The sequence below is a fragment of the Kocuria sabuli genome, from assembly GCF_040981185.1.
In the GTDB taxonomy this organism is placed as follows: Bacteria; Actinomycetota; Actinomycetes; order Actinomycetales; family Micrococcaceae; genus Kocuria; species Kocuria sabuli.
On record NZ_JAVHZE010000012.1, the window covers coordinates 1 to 16,904 of the forward strand.

18 protein-coding genes and 1 pseudogene are annotated in these 16,904 nt (G+C 71.6%); 6 read left to right on the forward strand and 13 right to left on the reverse strand.

Annotated elements, in window-relative coordinates; translation table 11 throughout:
- Positions 1 to 213 (forward strand): annotated as a pseudogene (locus RE027_RS12105) (hypothetical protein); the annotation flags it as partial.
- A 733-nt stretch (positions 214 to 946) separates the two neighbouring features.
- On the opposite strand, the gene RE027_RS12110 reads toward RE027_RS12105, so the two are convergent.
- The gene (locus RE027_RS12110; RefSeq protein WP_368808523.1) at positions 947 to 1,624 is read right to left on the reverse strand and encodes a DUF998 domain-containing protein; all 678 of its coding nucleotides are present in this window, start codon (positions 1,622 to 1,624) and stop codon (positions 947 to 949) included.
- A 48-nt stretch (positions 1,625 to 1,672) separates the two neighbouring features.
- Between RE027_RS12110 and RE027_RS12115 the strand changes: the two genes are divergently transcribed.
- Together RE027_RS12115 and RE027_RS12120 are read left to right on the forward strand one after the other, a co-directional pair.
- Entirely contained in the window at positions 1,673 to 2,242 is a 570-nt protein-coding gene (locus tag RE027_RS12115; protein ID WP_368808524.1) for a TetR/AcrR family transcriptional regulator, read from the forward strand.
- Positions 2,243 to 2,486: 244 nt separating this feature from the next.
- Positions 2,487 to 3,698, forward strand: a complete 1,212-nt coding sequence (locus RE027_RS12120) for a MalY/PatB family protein (RefSeq protein WP_368808630.1) — start codon at positions 2,487 to 2,489, stop codon at positions 3,696 to 3,698.
- Between the two features lie 161 nt (positions 3,699 to 3,859).
- Here RE027_RS12120 and RE027_RS12125 read toward each other — a convergent pair whose 3' ends face one another.
- Entirely contained in the window at positions 3,860 to 4,762 is a 903-nt protein-coding gene (locus tag RE027_RS12125; protein WP_368808525.1) for a LysR family transcriptional regulator, read from the reverse strand.
- 74 nt (positions 4,763 to 4,836) lie between these two features.
- On the opposite strand from RE027_RS12125, the gene RE027_RS12130 reads away from it, so the two are divergent.
- Entirely contained in the window at positions 4,837 to 6,132 is a 1,296-nt protein-coding gene (locus RE027_RS12130) for an ArgE/DapE family deacylase (RefSeq protein ID WP_368808526.1), read from the forward strand.
- Positions 6,133 to 6,246: 114 nt separating this feature from the next.
- On the opposite strand, the gene RE027_RS12135 is transcribed toward RE027_RS12130, so the two are convergent.
- Positions 6,247 to 6,693 (reverse strand): anthrone oxygenase family protein, encoded by a 447-nt coding sequence (locus RE027_RS12135; RefSeq protein ID WP_368808527.1) that lies wholly within the window; start codon positions 6,691 to 6,693, stop codon positions 6,247 to 6,249.
- Entirely contained in the window at positions 6,690 to 6,953 is a 264-nt protein-coding gene (locus tag RE027_RS12140) for a hypothetical protein (protein ID WP_368808528.1), read from the reverse strand. The genes RE027_RS12135 and RE027_RS12140 overlap by 4 nt, the downstream gene beginning before the upstream one ends.
- An 81-nt stretch (positions 6,954 to 7,034) precedes the next feature.
- Here RE027_RS12140 and RE027_RS12145 point away from each other — a divergent pair, with 81 nt between their 5' ends.
- Together RE027_RS12145 and RE027_RS12150 are read left to right on the forward strand one after the other, a co-directional pair.
- On the forward strand, positions 7,035 to 8,018 hold the full coding sequence (locus RE027_RS12145; RefSeq protein ID WP_368808529.1) for an AraC family transcriptional regulator: 984 nt from the start codon (positions 7,035 to 7,037) through the stop codon (positions 8,016 to 8,018).
- Positions 8,019 to 8,169: 151 nt separating this feature from the next.
- On the forward strand, positions 8,170 to 9,666 hold the full coding sequence (locus RE027_RS12150) for a potassium/proton antiporter (RefSeq protein ID WP_368808530.1): 1,497 nt from the start codon (positions 8,170 to 8,172) through the stop codon (positions 9,664 to 9,666).
- 13 nt (positions 9,667 to 9,679) lie between these two features.
- Here RE027_RS12150 and RE027_RS12155 read toward each other — a convergent pair whose 3' ends face one another.
- From RE027_RS12155 to RE027_RS12195, 9 genes are all read right to left on the reverse strand, one after another.
- Complete coding sequence (locus tag RE027_RS12155) at positions 9,680 to 9,880, reverse strand: hypothetical protein (protein WP_368808531.1); 201 nt, start codon at positions 9,878 to 9,880, stop codon at positions 9,680 to 9,682.
- 122 nt (positions 9,881 to 10,002) lie between these two features.
- On the reverse strand, positions 10,003 to 10,395 hold the full coding sequence (locus RE027_RS12160; RefSeq protein ID WP_368808532.1) for a CBS domain-containing protein: 393 nt from the start codon (positions 10,393 to 10,395) through the stop codon (positions 10,003 to 10,005).
- A gap of 55 nt (positions 10,396 to 10,450) precedes the next feature.
- Positions 10,451 to 10,801, reverse strand: a complete 351-nt coding sequence (locus RE027_RS12165; RefSeq protein ID WP_368808533.1) for a P-II family nitrogen regulator — start codon at positions 10,799 to 10,801, stop codon at positions 10,451 to 10,453.
- On the reverse strand, positions 10,798 to 12,279 hold the full coding sequence (locus RE027_RS12170) for a DUF1538 domain-containing protein (protein ID WP_368808534.1): 1,482 nt from the start codon (positions 12,277 to 12,279) through the stop codon (positions 10,798 to 10,800). The genes RE027_RS12165 and RE027_RS12170 overlap by 4 nt, the downstream gene beginning before the upstream one ends.
- A gap of 168 nt (positions 12,280 to 12,447) precedes the next feature.
- A complete protein-coding gene (locus RE027_RS12175; RefSeq protein WP_368808535.1) occupies positions 12,448 to 12,795 on the reverse strand; it encodes a YdeI/OmpD-associated family protein in 348 nt (115 codons plus the stop codon).
- A 43-nt stretch (positions 12,796 to 12,838) separates the two neighbouring features.
- A complete protein-coding gene (locus tag RE027_RS12180) occupies positions 12,839 to 13,075 on the reverse strand; it encodes a DUF1059 domain-containing protein (protein ID WP_368808536.1) in 237 nt (78 codons plus the stop codon).
- An 89-nt stretch (positions 13,076 to 13,164) separates the two neighbouring features.
- Positions 13,165 to 14,013, reverse strand: coding sequence for a sigma-70 family RNA polymerase sigma factor (locus RE027_RS12185; RefSeq protein WP_368808537.1), 849 nt, complete (start codon positions 14,011 to 14,013; stop codon positions 13,165 to 13,167).
- Between the two features lie 149 nt (positions 14,014 to 14,162).
- Positions 14,163 to 15,293 carry an MFS transporter gene (locus RE027_RS12190; RefSeq protein WP_368808538.1) on the reverse strand — a complete coding sequence of 377 codons (1,131 nt, stop codon included), beginning with the start codon at positions 15,291 to 15,293 and terminating at the stop codon, positions 14,163 to 14,165.
- A gap of 75 nt (positions 15,294 to 15,368) precedes the next feature.
- Positions 15,369 to 16,856 carry a NupC/NupG family nucleoside CNT transporter gene (locus RE027_RS12195; RefSeq protein ID WP_368808539.1) on the reverse strand — a complete coding sequence of 496 codons (1,488 nt, stop codon included), beginning with the start codon at positions 16,854 to 16,856 and terminating at the stop codon, positions 15,369 to 15,371.
- Between the last annotated feature and the right edge of the window lie 48 nt (positions 16,857 to 16,904).

Genomic DNA, 16,904 nt, shown 5'->3' on the forward strand with positions numbered 1-16,904 from the left:
CTGGACCCGGCGCTGCCCGCGGCCGCGACCCTGCCGGCCGCCTGCGGCACCCTGACCGCCGCCCAGATGGGTGCGATGCCCGAGGGCGGCGCCGACACCGGCGTGGAGACCGCCACCGGCAACGGTGCTGCCGCCGGCATCGCCGTGGCCGGTGTCGGGGTCCTGGCCGTGGCCGGTTCCGCGCTGGTGGCCCGCCGCCGCGCCCGCGCCTGAGCCCGTCCCGGCTGATCCCAGCCGATCCGAGGCCTCGATTCCGATGACGGAATCCCGATAGGGTCGCCGCGCAGGTTTCACCACCTGCGCGGCGACTGTTTTTCTCCCGCTCACGGACTCGGCCCCGTCGGCCCCGGGATCCTCACGGATACCGGGGCCGACGGGGCCGAGTCGCAGCTGCTGCACCTGGGTCAGCGTGAGAACGGCTCCTTGGACGTGTCACCGGCGGTCTTCGTGGTCGACCGTGGCGAGCAGGACGGCAAGGGCGGCTTCCGCCCCCTTCAGGTCTACGGCAGGACGGCCGGGTCCGGGGCGATGGCGGTGGTGGAGTCGTCCCGGGTCCAGCGCGGCACCGCCTCCCCGGCCTGCCGTGGACGCTGCTGCACTGATGCCGTCCGCACCATGTCGGGTCCCCTCCGTCGATGCCCCGGGCTCCGCCCCGTCGTCGACGGGAGCACCGGCCCTCCGGGCCGCTGCCGTGGTGCCCGGAGCGCTGAGACCTGCGGGTGCCGGTCGTTCACCAAGGGTTCGGAGCGAATCGGTCCGTGGACGGGTGTGCCTGCCGGGAACCTCGCCCTGACCGACCCCTGCCGGGGAGCATCTGGGCGGCTCCGGCCACGGACGCTCCCCGGGGGCAGTTCCGGCGGTCCCTGGCAGGAACAGTCATGAATCTCCGACGGACCATGCTCAGCGTCGCCGTGGTGGCGGCCACGGTCTCAGCCGGGGTGACGGGTCATGCGTGCGTGGCGGGGCGCATCCGGGGTTGGTGGTCGGAGACGAGCCAGGCGAGCCCGAGCGCCGCGCTCCAGAGCGTGAGGGTGTCGAAGGCCAGGCGCTCGGTCAGGCCCAGTCCCAGATCCTGGGAGGCTCCGCCGCCGACCGCGTCGAGGAACAGGGCGAAACCTGCCACCGAGACCAGGAGGCCCACGGCGGTGGCCACGGGCACCACGCGGGACAGCGCCGTGTTCCAGGTCGCCCGGACCAGCAGGGCCATGCCCACCCACTGCAGGGGCGCCTGCACCAGCGCGAGAAGGTTGTGGAGGTCGGGCTGGCGATCCCAGGGGGTCAAGCCCACTCCCACCACGCACATCCCGCCCAGAGCCAGCAGCACGGAGCCGGCCCGGCCGCTGCGCCGGCGAGGCCACACGGACCACAGCAGCACGGCCCCCAGCGTCAGCGTGAGCCCGTTGGCGACCGTTGCGGCGTTGGCGAGGACGTGCCAGGGCGAGCAGACGTAGCGCTCCGTCCGATGACCGGCATCGGCGGTGCCGCACATGGTGGCTCCGAGGTCGCTGATGAGGTGGGAGCGCCAGGAGTACGGTTGCGGCCACTGGGCGGCCACCAGGATCTGCACCGGGACCAGAACAGCGGCCAGGACCCAGCACCATCCGGCCACTTGCTGTTTGCTCATGCCACGACCTTACAATACAAGTGTATTGACAAAGGGGGAGGTCAGGACATGCCCGAGGACACCCGGGAGCGCATTCTCGAGGCGGTGGTGCGGGTGCTCGTCGAGCAGGGCGTGGACCGGGTCAGGGTGCGGGCCGTGGCTCAGGAGGCGGGGGTGTCGGTCGGGGCGGTGCAGCACTCCTATCCCACCCGCAGCCGGCTGGTGCACGCGGCCATGGACCACGTCTCGGCCCGGATCACCGCCGGCCTGCTCGAGCAGATCGACCTGACGAAGCCCGCGCAGGAGAACCTGTTGGCAGCCTGCCGGATGCTCGCCGGGGTGGAGGACGCCGCGCGCCCGGCGGCGGTGGTGTGGCTCGCGTTCACCTCGCTGGCCTGCACCGACCCGGTCATCGCCGCGGCCCACCGCTCGGCGTGGCAGACCCTCGAGGACGCGCTGGCACGTCTGCTGGCACAGGTGAACCCGGCCACCACCGCCGACGATGCCGCGGAACTGCTGGCGCTCCTGGACGGGCTGGCCATCGCTCGGGCCACGGAGCCGGGGCGGATGACGGCCGCACGGGCCGCGGCCATCGTCACCGGCCACGTGCGCCGACTGGCCGGTCGCAGCCCCCACTGACCCGGCGGGACGGTCCGCGACATCACCACCGTCTCGATCGGTCCGCGGCCCCAGGCCGCTCACGCGCTGCCGTGCCGGCTGCTCCCATCGTGGTGGTCGGCGCCCGGGTGTTCCCGGACGAGCACGGGCAGCGGGGACCGGCGCGCACGGCCGGCTGTGGCATCGTAGGCGCTGAGCGCTGGTGGTGTGACCCGGAGGATCGCCAGCCGCTGATGGTCGATCCGGTGGTCAGGAGTGTTCCGTGATGACGGAGGCAGTGCCGAATCCCCTGGAGACGCTGTCGCTGGACCAGCTGCGCCGGCGCACCAGCATCAAGTGGCGGGCCCATCCCGAGGACGTGCTGCCGCTGTGGGTGGCGGAGATGGACGTCTCCCTGGCCCCGGCGGTGGCCCGGGCCGTGCACGAGGCCGTCGACCTCGGTGACACCGGATATCCGGCCGGCACCGACTACGCCGAGGCGCTGAGCGCCTTCGCCGGGCGGCGGTGGCAGTGGGACGGGATCGCGGTGGAGCGCACCGCCGTCGTCCCGGACGTCATGCTGGGGGCGGTCGAGCTGCTGCGCCTGCTGACCGATCCGGGGGACGCGGTCGTGGTGAACGCCCCGGTCTACGCCCCCTTCTACGCCTTCGTCTCCCACGACGCCCGCCGTGTCGTGGAGGCACCGCTGGGCGATGATCTGCGGATCGATCCGGACGTCCTGGAGGCAGTGTTCCGGCGCGCGCGGGCGCGCGGGGGCAGGGTCGCCTACCTGCTGAGCAATCCCCACAATCCCACCGGGACCGTCCACACTGCTGAGGAGCTGGCCGCGGTGGCCGAGCTGGCCCGCCGGTACGGGGTGCGGGTGGTCGCCGACGAGATCCACGCGCCCCTGGTGCTGCCCGGGGCCCGGTTCACCCCGTATCTGAGCGTGCCCGGTGCCGAGGACGCGTTCGCGCTGATGTCGGCCTCCAAGGGGTGGAACCTCGCCGGGCTCAAGGCCGCCCTCGCCGTCGCCGGCCCGGAGGCGGCCGCGGACCTGCGGCGCATGCCCGAGGAGGTCGGTCACGGTCCCAGTCACCTCGGGATCATCGCCCACACCGCTGCCTTCGCGGAAGGGGAGGCGTGGCTGGACGCGCTCCTCGACGGCCTGGACGCCAACCGGGCGCTGCTGTCCCGCCTGCTGGCACAGCACCTGCCGGGCGTGCGGCACACCCCGCCGCAGGGCACCTATCTGGCGTGGCTGGACTGCCGCTCGCTGGGCCTGGAGTCCGGCGACCGCCCCGAGGGGCTCGCCGTCGTCTCGGAGATGGCCGCCACCGCCCAGATGTTCCTCGACCGCTCCCGGGTCGCCCTGAGCTCCGGGCACGTCTTCGGCACCGGCGGCGACGGACACGTGCGCCTGAACTTCGCCACCTCGCAGGACGTCCTCACCGAGGCGCTGACCCGCATGGGACAGGCGGCGCGGGGTCTGTCCTAGCCGCACCGGTCTCCGTGGTGGTCCCGCCCCCGCGGGTCCGGGAGCGCAGACACCACAGGGGGAGGCCCCCAGCCGGCGGAGGTGCGGTCCTGCGGGTCGGGGGCTGTTCCGTCCTGGACGAGCGAACCGCTCGGCCGGTGCCGTCGCAGGGAACCGCCGGATCAGTTCGGGGTGCGCGGCAGCAAGCTGACCAGGATGCGGTGGAGCTCGTCGACTGCCTGGGAAACCGCACTGCTCTTGCGGACGAAGGAGGTTCTTCGGAGCCCCAGCCCCTGAACCGTGGGACGCGTGACGACGGCGAACCGGGTGTCCACGGCGGCCTGCGTCGCGAGAGCGCACCCCAGTCCTTCGGCGACGAGCCCGTGGATCATGTTCAGGTCGTCCGTGCGCATCAGGATGTGGGGGTCGAATCCGGCGTGGCGACAGGCTCGGCGCAGGACCCGATCCGATGTCTCGTCCTCGTCGCGGCTGCCGATCCAGTCGGCATCGGCGAGGTCGGCGAGGTCGAGCTCCGCCTGGCCGGCGTAGTGGCCGTTGTCGGCCACGAGCACACGGTAGGGCTCTTCGAGCAGCACGGTCAGTGTGAGGTCGGGTGTGGCGAAGGCCGGTTCCTCGGCGGAGTCATACATCAGACCGGCGTGGAGTTCTCCGGCCTGCAGCTGCTCGACGACGTCGGTGGGCTCGGCCTCCACGACCTCGACCTGCACGCGCATCAGCGATCTCAGCTGACGGATGCCGCGAGGCAGCAGCTGTGACCCGATGGAGGCGAAGGTGCCGACACGGATGGTGGTCAGGCCGAGGTCGCGCTGCGTGGTCACGAGTCGCTCCGCCTGGTCCAGACGCGCAAGGATCTCCTCGGCCTCGCCGACGAGCACGGCACCCAGTGCGGTGAGCCGCGCACCGCGGCGGTCGCGCTCGACCAGCTGGACCTTGAAGTGGCGTTCCAGGGACGCGAGGTGGTGCGCGATGGTCGGCACGCCGTAGCCCAGTGTCTGCGCGGCCCGGGTCAACGAGCCGTGGTCGCGGACGGCGACGAGGACCCGGAGCTGCTGCGGTTGGAGCATGACATACAGGCCATGACGGACTGTTCGATTTCCCGCTATTCTGTCGGGCTCGCCGAGTGGCTGCGTTCGGTGCTATGGCTGACCCCCGAGTGGCGGCATCCGGCCTGAGGCACGCCGAAGCCCGCGTCCTCGAGGCCGTCGACGAGCAGCGACTCGTCGACGGCCTGGTGACGATGATCAGGATCCCCAGCGTGACGGGCAGCGCTGCCGAGTCCGAGCTCCAGCACTGGCACGCCCATGAACTCTCGACACTCGGATGCGACGTCGACCACTGGCAGCTGGACCTGGACGAGCTTGCCGCCCAGCAGGACTACCCGGGCCGCGAGGCACCTCGCACGGAGGGGTACGGCACCGTCGGCGTGCTCGGGCCCGCCGGAGCTCCCGCGCTCGTCCTCCAGGGCCACGTCGACGTCGTGCCCACCGGGGATCTCGACACCTGGGGCGACCGCGACCCCTGGAGCGGCGCGGTCAGGCACCACGCCGTCCACGGCCGCGGTGCCTGCGACATGAAGGCCGGAGCGGCAGCGAACCTGGCCGTCCTCCGCGCTCTGCGCGCCTCGGGCGTGAGGTTGGAGAGACCGGTCGCGGCCCACGCGGTGGTCAGCGAGGAGGATGGCGGACTCGGTGCGTTCGCGACGATGCTGCGTGGGCACCGCGGCGAGGCGGCCGTGATCACCGAGCCCACCGGCGGACAGGTCGTGACCGCCAGTGCGGGAGCTCTGACCTTCGAGCTGCGGGTGGCTGGTCTTGCCACGCACGGAAGCTCCCGGCTGGCCGGTCACAGCGCGTTCGAGGCCTTCCTCCCGGTCCACGCCGCCGTCGTCGACCTCGAGCGCGAGCGCAACGCGCACCCCCATCCGCTCTTCGACGGCAATCCCCTGCCATGTCCGATCTCCGTCGGCACACTCCGTGCCGGGGACTGGGCCAGCAGCGTCCCGGATCTCCTGGTCGCCCGGGGGCGGCTCGGGGTCCAGCTCGACGAGGTTCCGGGTGCCGCCCGCCGCGCAGTCGAACGAGCAGTGGCCGAAGCCTGTGCTCGCGACTGCTGGCTGCGCGATCACCTGGTCGAGGTGTCGTGGCCCGGCGGCCAGTTCGCCAGTGGCCGCTTCGACTCCACGCACCCGTTGGCGCACGAGATCCTCGCGTCCATCCGGGACGTCGAGGGTCGCGCCGCCTCGGTGGGCGCCGTACCCTACGGAAGCGATCTGCGCCTCTACGCCGGCCTGGGGGGAATTCCCACCCTCCACTACGGACCCGGTGACGTCCGTCTCGCCCACGGCCCCCGCGAACGGGTCGACATCACCGAACTCGTCCGGGTGGCCCGTTCACTCGCCCTGCTCGCCGCGCGGCGCTGCGGCGCACATGTCTGAGTCCCGTTCCGCCCCGGACCCGGAACGGCAGTGTTCCGCCGCGCACTGCACCACGGTGCGAGGACCAGGCGGTCGTGGCAGGTCGCTGCGAGACCGGTGCCGGGGTGGTGGCGGTCAGGGCCGAGTGGGGAGCAGCAGCCCCGCGGCGCCGGCGATCGAGAGCAGGGCACGGACGTGGTTGGCCCGGGCCCAGGACTGCTGGTAGTCCCGCCACTGGACGGCGCCGTCTCTGGCCAGACGGTTGTTGAGGGGCACGTTGACGGCCATGGTCGAGGCCCATCCGGCCAGGTAGGCCGCTGATCCGGCGACCCGGAGCAGCGAATGGATGTGTGGGTCGGTCAATGCGCCGACCGTGGTGGCTCCGCAGGCTGCGGCCGTGCCGAAGAAGAGGACCATGAACGGGGCTCGCACGGCCGCCTCGTTGATGGCGACCATGGTGGCGGTCGCCTCTTCCGCCGGCCGGCGGCGCAGGGCCGGGATCACCACGGCGGAGAAGGCGACGTAGAACCCGCCGACCAGTCCCGATCCCACCCCGGCGGCCACCGGGACCCACCCGGTCACGGTCCGACCTGCTGGGCGGCGGGGGCGGCCCCGATCCCGGTGACGGCGGTCCGGGTGGCGTGGGCGGTGAGGTCGGTGGGCTCCCGGTCCAGGGCCCGGGCCCCGGTGCTGGAGTCGTGCCGATCGACGGGGACCGGGACCCGGCGGAAACCGATGCGCGCTGGCGCTCCCCGGTCGGTGGGGCGGCGGGCCGGGCGGGTACCGGTGCGCCCGGTACCGCTGGTGACGAGGACGGGAGCAGGAACAGGAGTCGTGGTCATGCCCCCAGCGTGGCCTCTCCTCGTTGGACGGTGAATGACTTATCGTCCACTGGGCATCTTCTGCCGTCTAGGATGAGGGGTGTGGATCCTCTGTCGCGGTTCCTCACCGGCCCCCGGGCCCGAGCCGCCTTCGCCCTGCGCGTGGTGATGGACCCGCCCTTCGCCATCGAGGTGCGCGACGAGGCGGCCCTGACCGTGATCGTCCCCGTGCGCGGACAGGCCTGGATCGTCCCCGACCACGCCGCCCCGCAATCCCTGGGCCCCGGGCAGGCCGCCGCCGTCCGCGGGCTCGGGCCCTATCGGGTCGCCGACACCGCGCACCGGGCGCCCACCGTGGTGATCGACCCCGGCCAGTCCTGCCGCACCCCGGACGGGGAGCATCTGGGGACCACCATGGCCCACGGGGTGCGGACCTGGGGCAACAGCGCCGAGGGGGACACGGTGATGCTGATCGGCACCTACCGGTCCGAGGCGGCCGTCGGCGCTCTGGTCACCTCGGCTCTCCCGCCCCTGGCCGTGTTCACCCAGCAGGAGACCGACCCGGCACTGCGGGGGTTGCTGGAGCGCGAGCTCACCACCGCGGGCCCGGGACAGGAGATCGCCCTGGACCGGATCCTGGACCTGCTGCTGCTGGATCTCGTGCGGGCCTGGGCGCGCCGCGCCGGGGCAAGCCTCCCGAGCTGGGTGGCCGGCACCGGTGACCCCGTGGTCTCCCAGGCTCTGGCCCTGCTCCACGAGCAGCCGGCCGGCCCGTGGACCGTGGCGGAGCTGGCCCGGCGGGTCCACGTCTCCCGAGCCACCCTGGCCGCTCGCTTCCGCGCCGCCGTCGGGCAGCCCCCGATGGCCTACCTCACCACCTGGCGTCTGGCCCTGGCCGCCGACCGGCTCGTGGACAGCACCGCCACCACCGCCACCATCGCCGCCGAGGTCGGCTACAGCAGCGCCTTCACCTTCAGCACCGCCTTCACCAGGAGCTACGGCGCCAGCCCCACCGCCTACCGTCGCGCCACCCACGTGCGGCACCCCCGCAACCCTCCCGGGAGCAGGGGATCGACCTCGCCGTGACCCGGCCACGGCAATCCACCCACCTCCGTGCGAAGCGTTCCAGGAGCCGGGCTCGGAGGGGCAGCTCTCGAGCGGAACGACCCATCAGCCCCTGCTGCCGGCCCGGGACCCACACACCGGGTCGTCACGTCGGGGTGGGACGATGGACGGCGTGGATGCCATCAACTTCGTCATGCTCATCGCCCCGCTCGTGACTCTGGTGGCCATCGGTGGTGTGCGTGTGGGTTCCCGGCTGGGTCTGCCGGCGCTGTTGCTGTTCCTGTTCTTCGGCATGGTGCTGGGTGAATCAGGGTTCGGGTTCCAGTTCGACGACGCCACGATCGCCCAGGGACTGGGGTACGCGGCCCTGGTGCTGATCCTGGCCGAGGGCGGACTGACCACGAGGTGGGAGGACATCCGGCCCGCGATCGGGCTGGCCACGGTGCTGGCCACGGTCGGGGTGGTCATCACGATCGGTCTGATGACGGTCATCGGCCACTACGCCCTGGGTTTTCCGCTGGTCCTCGCGCTGCTGTTCGGCGCGGTCAACGCCGGCACGGACGCGGCCGCGGTGTTCTCCGTGCTGCGCGGCGTCCCGCTGCCCGGGCGCCTGCGCGCCGCGCTCGAGGGGGAGTCCGGGCTCAACGACGCCCCGACGGTGCTGATCGTGACCGCAGCCACGGCGGTGGCGGTCGGTGAGCAACCGGCCGGCGGGATAGCCGGGGTGGCCGGGATGGTCGTGGTCCAGTTCGCCGGGGGCATCCTGCTGGGGGTGCTCTTCGGTTTCCTCGGGGTGTTCGTCCTGCGCCGGATCGCACTGCCGGCGGCCGGCCTGTATCCGTTGGCTGCCCTGTCCTGGTCGGTGCTGGCCTACGGTGTCGCCACCCAGATCAGCGTCTCGGGGTTCGCCGCGGTCTACATCTGCGCGATGGTACTGGGCAACGGCCGTCTGCCGCACCGCCATGCCACCCAGGCCTTTGCCGAGGGCACGGGGTGGATCGCCCAGATCGGGTTGTTCGTGATGCTCGGGCTGCTGGCGAGCCCGAGCCGGATCACCTGGGACACCGTGCTGACCGGTGTGGTCGCGGGGCTGTTCCTGACCTTCGTGGTGCGCCCGATCGCGGTGGTGGCGTGCGCGGTGTGGTTCCGGCTGCCCTGGCGCGAGCAGCTCTTCCTGTCCTGGGCCGGGCTGCGCGGGGCGGTCCCGATCATCCTGGCCACCGTGCCCATGGCCGCCCAGGCCGACAGCGCCGATGCCCTGTTCGACGTGGTGCTGGTGTTCGTGATCGTCTATACGGCCCTGCAGGCCCCGTCGCTGCCCTGGGTGGCCCGCCGTCTGGGACTGGTCGACGCCGAAGCCGGCACAGCGGTGCAGATCGAACCGGCCCCGATGGACGAGCAGCGCGCGGACCTGTTCAAGATCACGCTCACCGAGGAGTCCCGGTTCACCGGGGTCCCCCTGCGGACTCTGGACCTGCCCCCGGACACGGTCATCGCCTTGGTGATGCGCGGGCGCACGTGCTTCCCTGCGCAGGAGGCCACCGTGCTGCACCGCGGTGACCAGCTGCTCGTCGTCGCCCCCTGTGAGCAGGAGGGGGCGGTCCAGCGGTACTTCACCGACGTCGCCGCCGGCGAGCCGGTGTCCGAGCCGCGCCACCGGCCGGAGTGATCGGCGTTCTGCGCTAGTCCTCGTCCACGGGGTGGTCCTCGGGGCCGCGACGGTGGTCCCTGATGATGACCCCGGCCGACAGCGCTGCCCAGAGGCCGGCGGCGAGGAAGAACCAGTTGCGTTCGGTGATCAGCAGGTGGACGCCCACCAGGAGGGTGAGGGCAATGATGACTGCGCCGACGGCGCCGATGACTCGCATCAGGTGGTCGGGCATTCAGGCCTTTCCCTCCCCGGGGATGACCCTGGGGCGACCCCGGGGCGCTGTGCTCCCGGGAGGCGGGGCAGGGCCGGTCCGGGACCGGGCCGAGAGGTTCTGCGGTGCCACCGGGTGACGGCTCATCGGATCAGCTCGTCGATCATCCGGGCGAGGATGTCGTTCATCGCCAGCAGGCCGATGAGCTCGTTGCCGCGGACCACGACCAGGCGGTTGAGGTGGAAGCGGGTCATCAGGGCCGCGGCTTGGCGCACGGACAGGTCCTCGCCCACGGTCACGGCCGGTTTCACCGCGGCGTCGTAGACGTTGAGCAGGTCCACGTCGCCCTCTTCGGCCACGACGGCACGCAGCAGCTCGCTGTAGCTGAGCAGCCCGTAGGCGTCGTGGACGTGCTGGCGTTCCACCACCAGGCTCTTGACCTGACGGGTGCGCATGGTCGACAGCGCCTCGCGCAGGGTGGCGTAGGGGGAGATGGTGATGACGTCGGGAACCATGACGTCTCGGACGGTCAGCATGGGGTCCTCCTCGAGGGGCCCAGTGGGGGCGACGGGTGCTGGGAAGAACGCCGGTTCACGTGTCCTCCCGGCGCATGTACTCCTCGAACCGGGCGACCTGACGGATGTCGATCCCGGTGAGGTGCTCGATCGGGACGGAGAAGGCCAGGCCACGGGAGCCGTCCCCGTCGACGAGGATCTCGTGCAGGGCCTTGAGGATCGGTGTGGCCAGGTGCGTGCCCACGACCATCAGCAGGACCGACTGGGAGCCTTCGAAGATCAGCCCGAAGAACGTCTTCTTGGCCTGACCGCCGATGCCCTTGCCCGGGAGGATGGTCACTCCGGTGGCCCCGGCGTGCTGGGCGACCGCGATCGCGGTGTCCTCCAGCTCGTCGGGAACGATGGCGATCACGGTGGTGAACTTCATGACGGTTCCTTCCGCCGGCGGGAAACTGCCTCCAGGACCATGGCATACACCAGTACGGAGACGATCGGGAAGATGGAGGCGAAAGCGATCAGCCCGAAGCCGTCGATCAGGGCGCTGCGACCCTCGATCGCCCCGGCCAGCCCGATGCCCAGGGCGGTCACCAGGGGAACGGTGACCTCCGAGGTGGTCACCCCGCCGAGGTCGAAGGCCAGGGCCACGATGTACTTCGGGGCCAGGGCCACCAGGAGGATCACCAGGGCGTAGGAGGCCATGATGAAGTAGTGCAGGGGCCCGCCGGCCAGGATGCGGTAGACGCCCACGGTGATGCCGATCGCCACCCCGAGGGCAACGACAAGGCGGATGGCGGTGGCGCTGATCCCGGCCGGTGAGACGTCCTGGGCCTGATCGGCGATGGCCACCAGGGCCGGTTCGGCCATGGTGGTGGCGAAGCCGATGAGCAGGGCGAACAGCAGGATCAGCATCGGTGCGCCGCGCTCGATCAGCTGCTCGGCCATCTGTGTGCCCAGCGGGAAGAGGCCCATCTTCAGCCCGACCACGAAGGCGTAGAGACCCACCAGGACCATCACGAACCCGACGCCCACCCGGACCGGGTGGGCGAGCCGGTGCCGCAGCGCGACGTACTGGAAGAACAGGACCACGACCACCATCGGCGCCACGTCACGGATCATCTGCGCCAGGCCCAGCAGGTGCTCCACGACCCACGGGATCGTCTGTTCTGCTGGTCCGGGTTCCGGGACGGCCCCGGGGTCACCGAAGGCGTAGACCCAGATCCCGTAGAACTGGACCCCGACCATCGGCACCATCACGCACAGTGCCACCAGCCCGAAGCCGTCGGTGAGGGCGCTGCGGCCCCGGATCGAGTTGGCCAGCCCGATCCCGATCGCGGCGATCAGGGGCACGGTCACGACGTTGGTGGTCACACCCCCGGAGTCATAGGCCAGACCCACGATCTGTGGTGGTGCCACGAACGTGACGGCCAGGACGAGGGCGTAGCCGCCGATCAGCAACCGGTGGACCGGCCACCCCCGCAGCACGCGCAGGATGCCCAGGACCAGGACCAGCCCCACGGACACGGCCACGACCAGACGCAGGATCAGACTGCTGATCCGGCCCTCGCTGATCAGCTCGGCCTGTCCGGCCACCGCGATCAGCGCCGGTTCGGCGACCGAGGCGGCGAACCCGATGGCGAAGCCGAACGGCAGCAGCAGAGCCAGTGCGCCGCGGCGGGTGAACTGGTTGGCCAGGTTCTTGCCCACCGGGAAGACACTCAGATCCAGGCCCTGGAGGAACAGTGCGATGCCCACGCCCACGATCAGCAGCCCGGCCACCAACTGCAACGGGTCCTCGGGCATCTGACGGAAGACCACCAGCTGGAAGAGCGCGACGACGGCCGCGATGGGCAGCAGATTCCTCAGCGCCTTCAAGAACTCGCGGGCGAAGTGGCTGAGATGCTCCATGGAGGATCAGGTCCTCTTCCGGTGGCGTGGTGTCGCTTGGCCTGGAATCCAGTCTGACGCAACGACATGGGCCCGTCCACCGTGTGGCCACCGGTAGGGGCGACTACCGGACCTCCTCCACGGGAGGGGCGTTCCAGGAGGAGATCCCGTTCACGCACGGTTGCTGTGTCATCCGCCCGTGCGTTCCCGGTGCCGACATCCCGGCCAGCAGCAGGGCCGGCGCCGGCCCTCCTCCAGTTCCTCCCGGGTCCGGCGGATCCGGCGCTGTCGAGTACCCTCCTGCTTGGCAGCCTCCACCCAGCAGATGAACTCGTTGCGTGCCAGGGGCGTGATGTCCTTCCAAGCAGCGAGTACCGAGGCGTCGGCGGTCAAGGCCTCGCGCAGGTCCGCCGGCAGCTCGTGTACCACCCCACCGGGTACTTCCTGGTCGTGCACGGGCTCGGGGCAAGGTGCCGGGGACGAGTCCTCCGTACCTCTTCCCGGTGGCGCGGCCGCCGGTTCTCTCGTCATTGTCATGTGGTTCTCGCTCTCGTGTCGCTGCTCCGGTGGTGAAACGAGGTCAGGCCTCGGGGAGATCGGCGAAGGCCTTCTTCATGTCGCGGTACCAGCCCAGCGATTGCTTCGGGTGCCGCCAGCGGCCCCTCATCGCGTCGCGGGCCTCCTGATGGGCGGCGTCACCGGCCTTCACTGCTTCTTTGAGGTGGCGGTCCTGGGCGTTGATGACGTCGTCGGCGGTCTCGCCGCGGTGCTCGAGGTCGCAGGGTCCTCCCAGCTGGCGGCAGGTCATGGTCTTCATCTGTGGTTCCCTTTCTCGTGTTCCTGTTCAGCGTGCTGGCGTTCGACTGTCTGACGTGCGGCGCACGGGGAGTGTGACCATCGGCTGGATCAGCCGCGTCGTCGCCTCCCATCGCGGCGCACCACCTGCGCCAGCACCTCGGGCTCGGCGCGGAACGTGATGTGGACGACGAGGCCGTCGACGACGGTGAAGTCGAAGAGGACCCTCGCCTCGCCACGGTGGAACCACGCGGCGGCGGGGCGGTCGCCGACGAACACCGGAAGCGCGGCGTGGGCGCTGCCGTTGAAGAACGTCGCCACCTCGCCCCGGCCGTTGATCTGCTCCGGGGTGCCGGCCAGCATCGCGGCGTCGTCGGCCGTCACGGCGACGTCCGGGGCCAACAGGCGCAGCAGCTGCTCGAAGTCGCCCGTTCTCGCGGCCGCCATGAACGCGTCGACGACCTCCCACTCGGCCAGCCGGCCCCCGGGAGCGGACTGGCCGACCTTGGCCCGGGCGCGGGAGGCGAGCTTGCGCGCGGCCACCGGCGTGACGTCGAGGACCGCGGCGACCGTGGAGAACTCGACGCCGAAGCTGTCGTGCAGGACGAACGCGACGCGCTCCCGGGGTGAGAGCCGGTCGAGCACCAGCCGGAGGGCGACGCCGACGGCATCGGCCAGCACGACGTCATCGGCCGGGTCGGGGACGGTCGCGGCCGGTCCGATCTCGGCGCTGGGGGTGGGGATCCGTGCCCGCAACCGGTCCAGGCACAGCCGAGTGGTCACGGTCGTCAGCCAGGCGGGCAGGCTCTCGATGTCGCTCCGGTTCCGGTGCAGCCGGAGCCAGGCCTGCTGCACGACGTCCTCGGCCTCGGCACGGTCGGCCAGCACACGGGCGGCCATGCGCAGCAGGCGTGGCCGCTCGGCCTCGAAGATCTCCGTCTGGTCCACGATGCCCACCATTGCACCCCTCCACCATCTTCAGCCCTGTCCCATGCTCGACGAACGGGACGGCTCAAGTGTGACCACACGCCGGCCGGTGCCTCTGTGACCGGATGCCCCCGGGTGGACTTCTCGGCACCTCGTGCCACCGGTCCGTCCACAGGGCCGTGTCAGCTCACCCCCGCCCCGGGAGCGCGTCGCCGCAGCGCGAGCGGCAGAGTCAGCAGCGAGACCGCTCCGGCGACCAGCAGTGCGGTGCTGAACGAGGTTCCTGCGGCGACCGTTCCGACCAGGACCGCACCGAGCCCGGTCCCGGCGTCGAAGCCGATGTTCCACACCGCGCTGGCAGGGCCGTAGTGCTGCCGGCTGACTGCTTGGAAGGTCACGACCAGGGTGAGGTTCTGCAGGCCGCCGTAGCTGATGCCCACCATCGTCGCACCGACCATCAGCATCGGGGCCTCCGTGGCCCGGGGATCGCGGACCGCCCAGGCGAGCACGGCCATGCCTGCCGTGGTCACCAGCACCAGCGGTGCGATGAACCTGCGCGGTCCGTATCTGTCGGACCATGCGCCGATCCGCCAGCGCGCCAGCGCGGCGGCGACGCTCATCAGCAGCAGCGCCAGGGCGGTCAGCCCGGCGCTGCTGCTCATCTGGGCCATGAAGGTGATCAGCGCACCGCCGGCGAGGGTGACGGCGATCAGCAGCGCCATCGGAGGGAGGAGGCGCCGGTAGGGCGCCCGCTCTCCCTCCTCGTCCCCCTCCGGGACGTGGTCCACCATCCGGGCCAGACCGATCGCGGGCACGACGGCAACGACGGGCAGGGCTGCCACGGCGAACACGACCCAGAAACCGAGCTGTTCGGCGATCCAGGGTCCCGCGGACAGGAACAGGATCTGTGGTCCCGCGATCGCCAGGCCGTAGGCACCGATCGCCTGCCCCCGACGCTGTGGCTTCACCAGCTCGGCCACCAGGGCGCTGCCGGTCACGGTCAGCACACCGAAGCCGAGTCCGCGCACCGCGGAGAGCGCCAGGGTGGGCCCGAGCGCATCACTGATGCCGTGCGCCAGTGCGGGCAGTCCCAGCAGGAGCATGCCCGCGACGAGGACCGGGGCCCAGCCGAAGCGGCGCAGCGCACTGGGGACGAACAGCTGCGTGAGCACGGTGAAGAGCATCAGCACGCCGTTCACCAGCCCGGCGCCGACGGTGTCGGCGCCGCCGTGCACCGCCCACAGCGGCGCGACCGCCAGCAGCGCGGCATACCCCGAGAAGCCCAGGACGGTCATCGTCAGCAGCAACGGCATCCCCGGTGCCCGCCGGACCGGGCCGTGCACCGCCGACCCGGGCCCGTGACGACGACTCCGTTCTCGTGCCACCCGTCAGCCGATGAGCATGCCCGCGATCGCGGCGCTCATGAGGTTGGCGAGCGTCGCGCCGAGCACGGCCCGCAGGCCGAGCTGGGCGATGTCCGTGCGGCGGGTCGGTGCGATGCCACCGAGCCCGCCGAGGAGGATCGCCAGGGAGCCGAAGTTCGCGAACCCGGTCAGTGCGAAGGTGACGACGGCCTGGGTCTTCGCTGAGTAGTTCTCGATCTGCGGGGCGAAGTCGGCGAACGCGACGAACTCGTTGAGCACGAGCTTCTGCCCGAGGAAGCTGCCGGCGTCGAGGGCCTCGGCCCAGGGGACGCCGACGGCGAACATCACCGGCGCGAAGACGTACCCGAAGAGCTGCTCGAGGGTGAGCTCGCCCATCCCGAAGAGGCCGCCGACCGAGCCGAGGACGACGTTGACGAGCGCGATGAGCGAGATGAAGGCGATGAGCATCGCACCGACGTTGAGGGCCAGGCTCAGGCCGTCGGACGCGCCGCGGGCGGCGGCGTCGATGACGTTGGCCGGCTCCTCGTCCTCCTCGACGGGGTCGCCCGCCGCATCCGTCGCGGACACCCCCGCCGGGTCGGCGGACCGGGCGACGTCGTCGGGCCGGACGGCGTCGCTCTGGTCTGCGGCCCGGGCGTCCTGCCGGCGGGCGATCTCGAGGGCCGCATGCGACGTCGCCCCGCGTCGGGCGCCGCCGGCGAGCCACCGCCGTGCGCCGCGGCGCTCCTGCCCCGCCCGCTCGCCCTGCGCCGGGTCACCGCTGTCCTGTTCCGCGCTCGCCGGGCCGCCGGCGACGTCCGGGTTCCGCGCGGACCCGCCCGCGGGTGCGTTCTCCAGCGCCCCGGTGGGGACGAGGAGCTTGGCCATGAGCAGCGCGGCCGGCGCCGCCATGAACGAGGCGGCGATGAGGTACTCGAGCGGCGCGCCGAGCAGGGAGTAGCCCACGAGCACCGAGCCGGCCACGGTCGCCAGCCCGCCGCACATGACGGCGAAGAGCTCGGACCGCGTCATCCTGGCCACGTAGGGCCGGATGACCAGCGGCGCCTCGGTCTGCCCGACGAAGATGTTGGCGGCCGCGTTCATCGACTCCGGTGTCGTCGTGCCGAGGAGCTTCGCCAGCCCGCCGCCGATGATCTTCACGACCCACTGCAGGATGCCGAGGTAGTACAGCACCGACGTCAGGGCCGCGAAGAACACGATGACCGGCAGCACCTGGAAGGCGAAGACCCCGCCCTCCTCGGGCAGGACCGGGCCGAACAGGAAGTCGATGCCGGCGGCGGAGGAGTTGATCACTGCCTGGACCGCCAGGGTCATGGTCTCGAGCGCGGCGCGACCGGCCGGGACGTAGAGCACGAGCACGCCGAAAGTCACCTGGAGGGCCAGCGCCAGGGCGACGGTCCGGATCCGGATCCTGCGGCGGTCGACCGAGAACAGGACCGCGATGGCGAGGAGAGCGATCATTCCGCCGATGCCCCAGAGCACGTCGACCATGTGCGTCTTCCTTCCGTCGAGGATGCCCAGGCCGCCGGCAAGGACGTC

Bases quoted from the DNA above. Each gene is read 5' to 3' on its own strand.
- RE027_RS12110 (WP_368808523.1), bottom strand. From the start codon at position 1,624: ATGAGCAAACAGCAAGTGGCCGGATGGTGCTGGGTCCTGGCCGCTGTT.
- RE027_RS12115 (WP_368808524.1), top strand. From the start codon at position 1,673: ATGCCCGAGGACACCCGGGAGCGCATTCTCGAGGCGGTGGTGCGGGTG.
- RE027_RS12120 (WP_368808630.1), top strand. From the start codon at position 2,487: ATGACGGAGGCAGTGCCGAATCCCCTGGAGACGCTGTCGCTGGACCAG.
- RE027_RS12125 (WP_368808525.1), bottom strand. From the start codon at position 4,762: ATGCTCCAACCGCAGCAGCTCCGGGTCCTCGTCGCCGTCCGCGACCAC.
- RE027_RS12130 (WP_368808526.1), top strand. From the start codon at position 4,837: ATGGCTGACCCCCGAGTGGCGGCATCCGGCCTGAGGCACGCCGAAGCC.
- RE027_RS12140 (WP_368808528.1), bottom strand. From the start codon at position 6,953: ATGACCACGACTCCTGTTCCTGCTCCCGTCCTCGTCACCAGCGGTACC.
- RE027_RS12155 (WP_368808531.1), bottom strand. From the start codon at position 9,880: ATGCCCGACCACCTGATGCGAGTCATCGGCGCCGTCGGCGCAGTCATC.
- RE027_RS12160 (WP_368808532.1), bottom strand. From the start codon at position 10,395: ATGCTGACCGTCCGAGACGTCATGGTTCCCGACGTCATCACCATCTCC.
- RE027_RS12165 (WP_368808533.1), bottom strand. From the start codon at position 10,801: ATGAAGTTCACCACCGTGATCGCCATCGTTCCCGACGAGCTGGAGGAC.
- RE027_RS12170 (WP_368808534.1), bottom strand. From the start codon at position 12,279: ATGGAGCATCTCAGCCACTTCGCCCGCGAGTTCTTGAAGGCGCTGAGG.
- RE027_RS12175 (WP_368808535.1), bottom strand. From the start codon at position 12,795: ATGACAATGACGAGAGAACCGGCGGCCGCGCCACCGGGAAGAGGTACG.
- RE027_RS12180 (WP_368808536.1), bottom strand. From the start codon at position 13,075: ATGAAGACCATGACCTGCCGCCAGCTGGGAGGACCCTGCGACCTCGAG.
- RE027_RS12185 (WP_368808537.1), bottom strand. From the start codon at position 14,013: ATGGTGGGCATCGTGGACCAGACGGAGATCTTCGAGGCCGAGCGGCCA.
- RE027_RS12190 (WP_368808538.1), bottom strand. From the start codon at position 15,293: ATGCCGTTGCTGCTGACGATGACCGTCCTGGGCTTCTCGGGGTATGCC.
- RE027_RS12195 (WP_368808539.1), bottom strand. From the start codon at position 16,856: ATGGTCGACGTGCTCTGGGGCATCGGCGGAATGATCGCTCTCCTCGCC.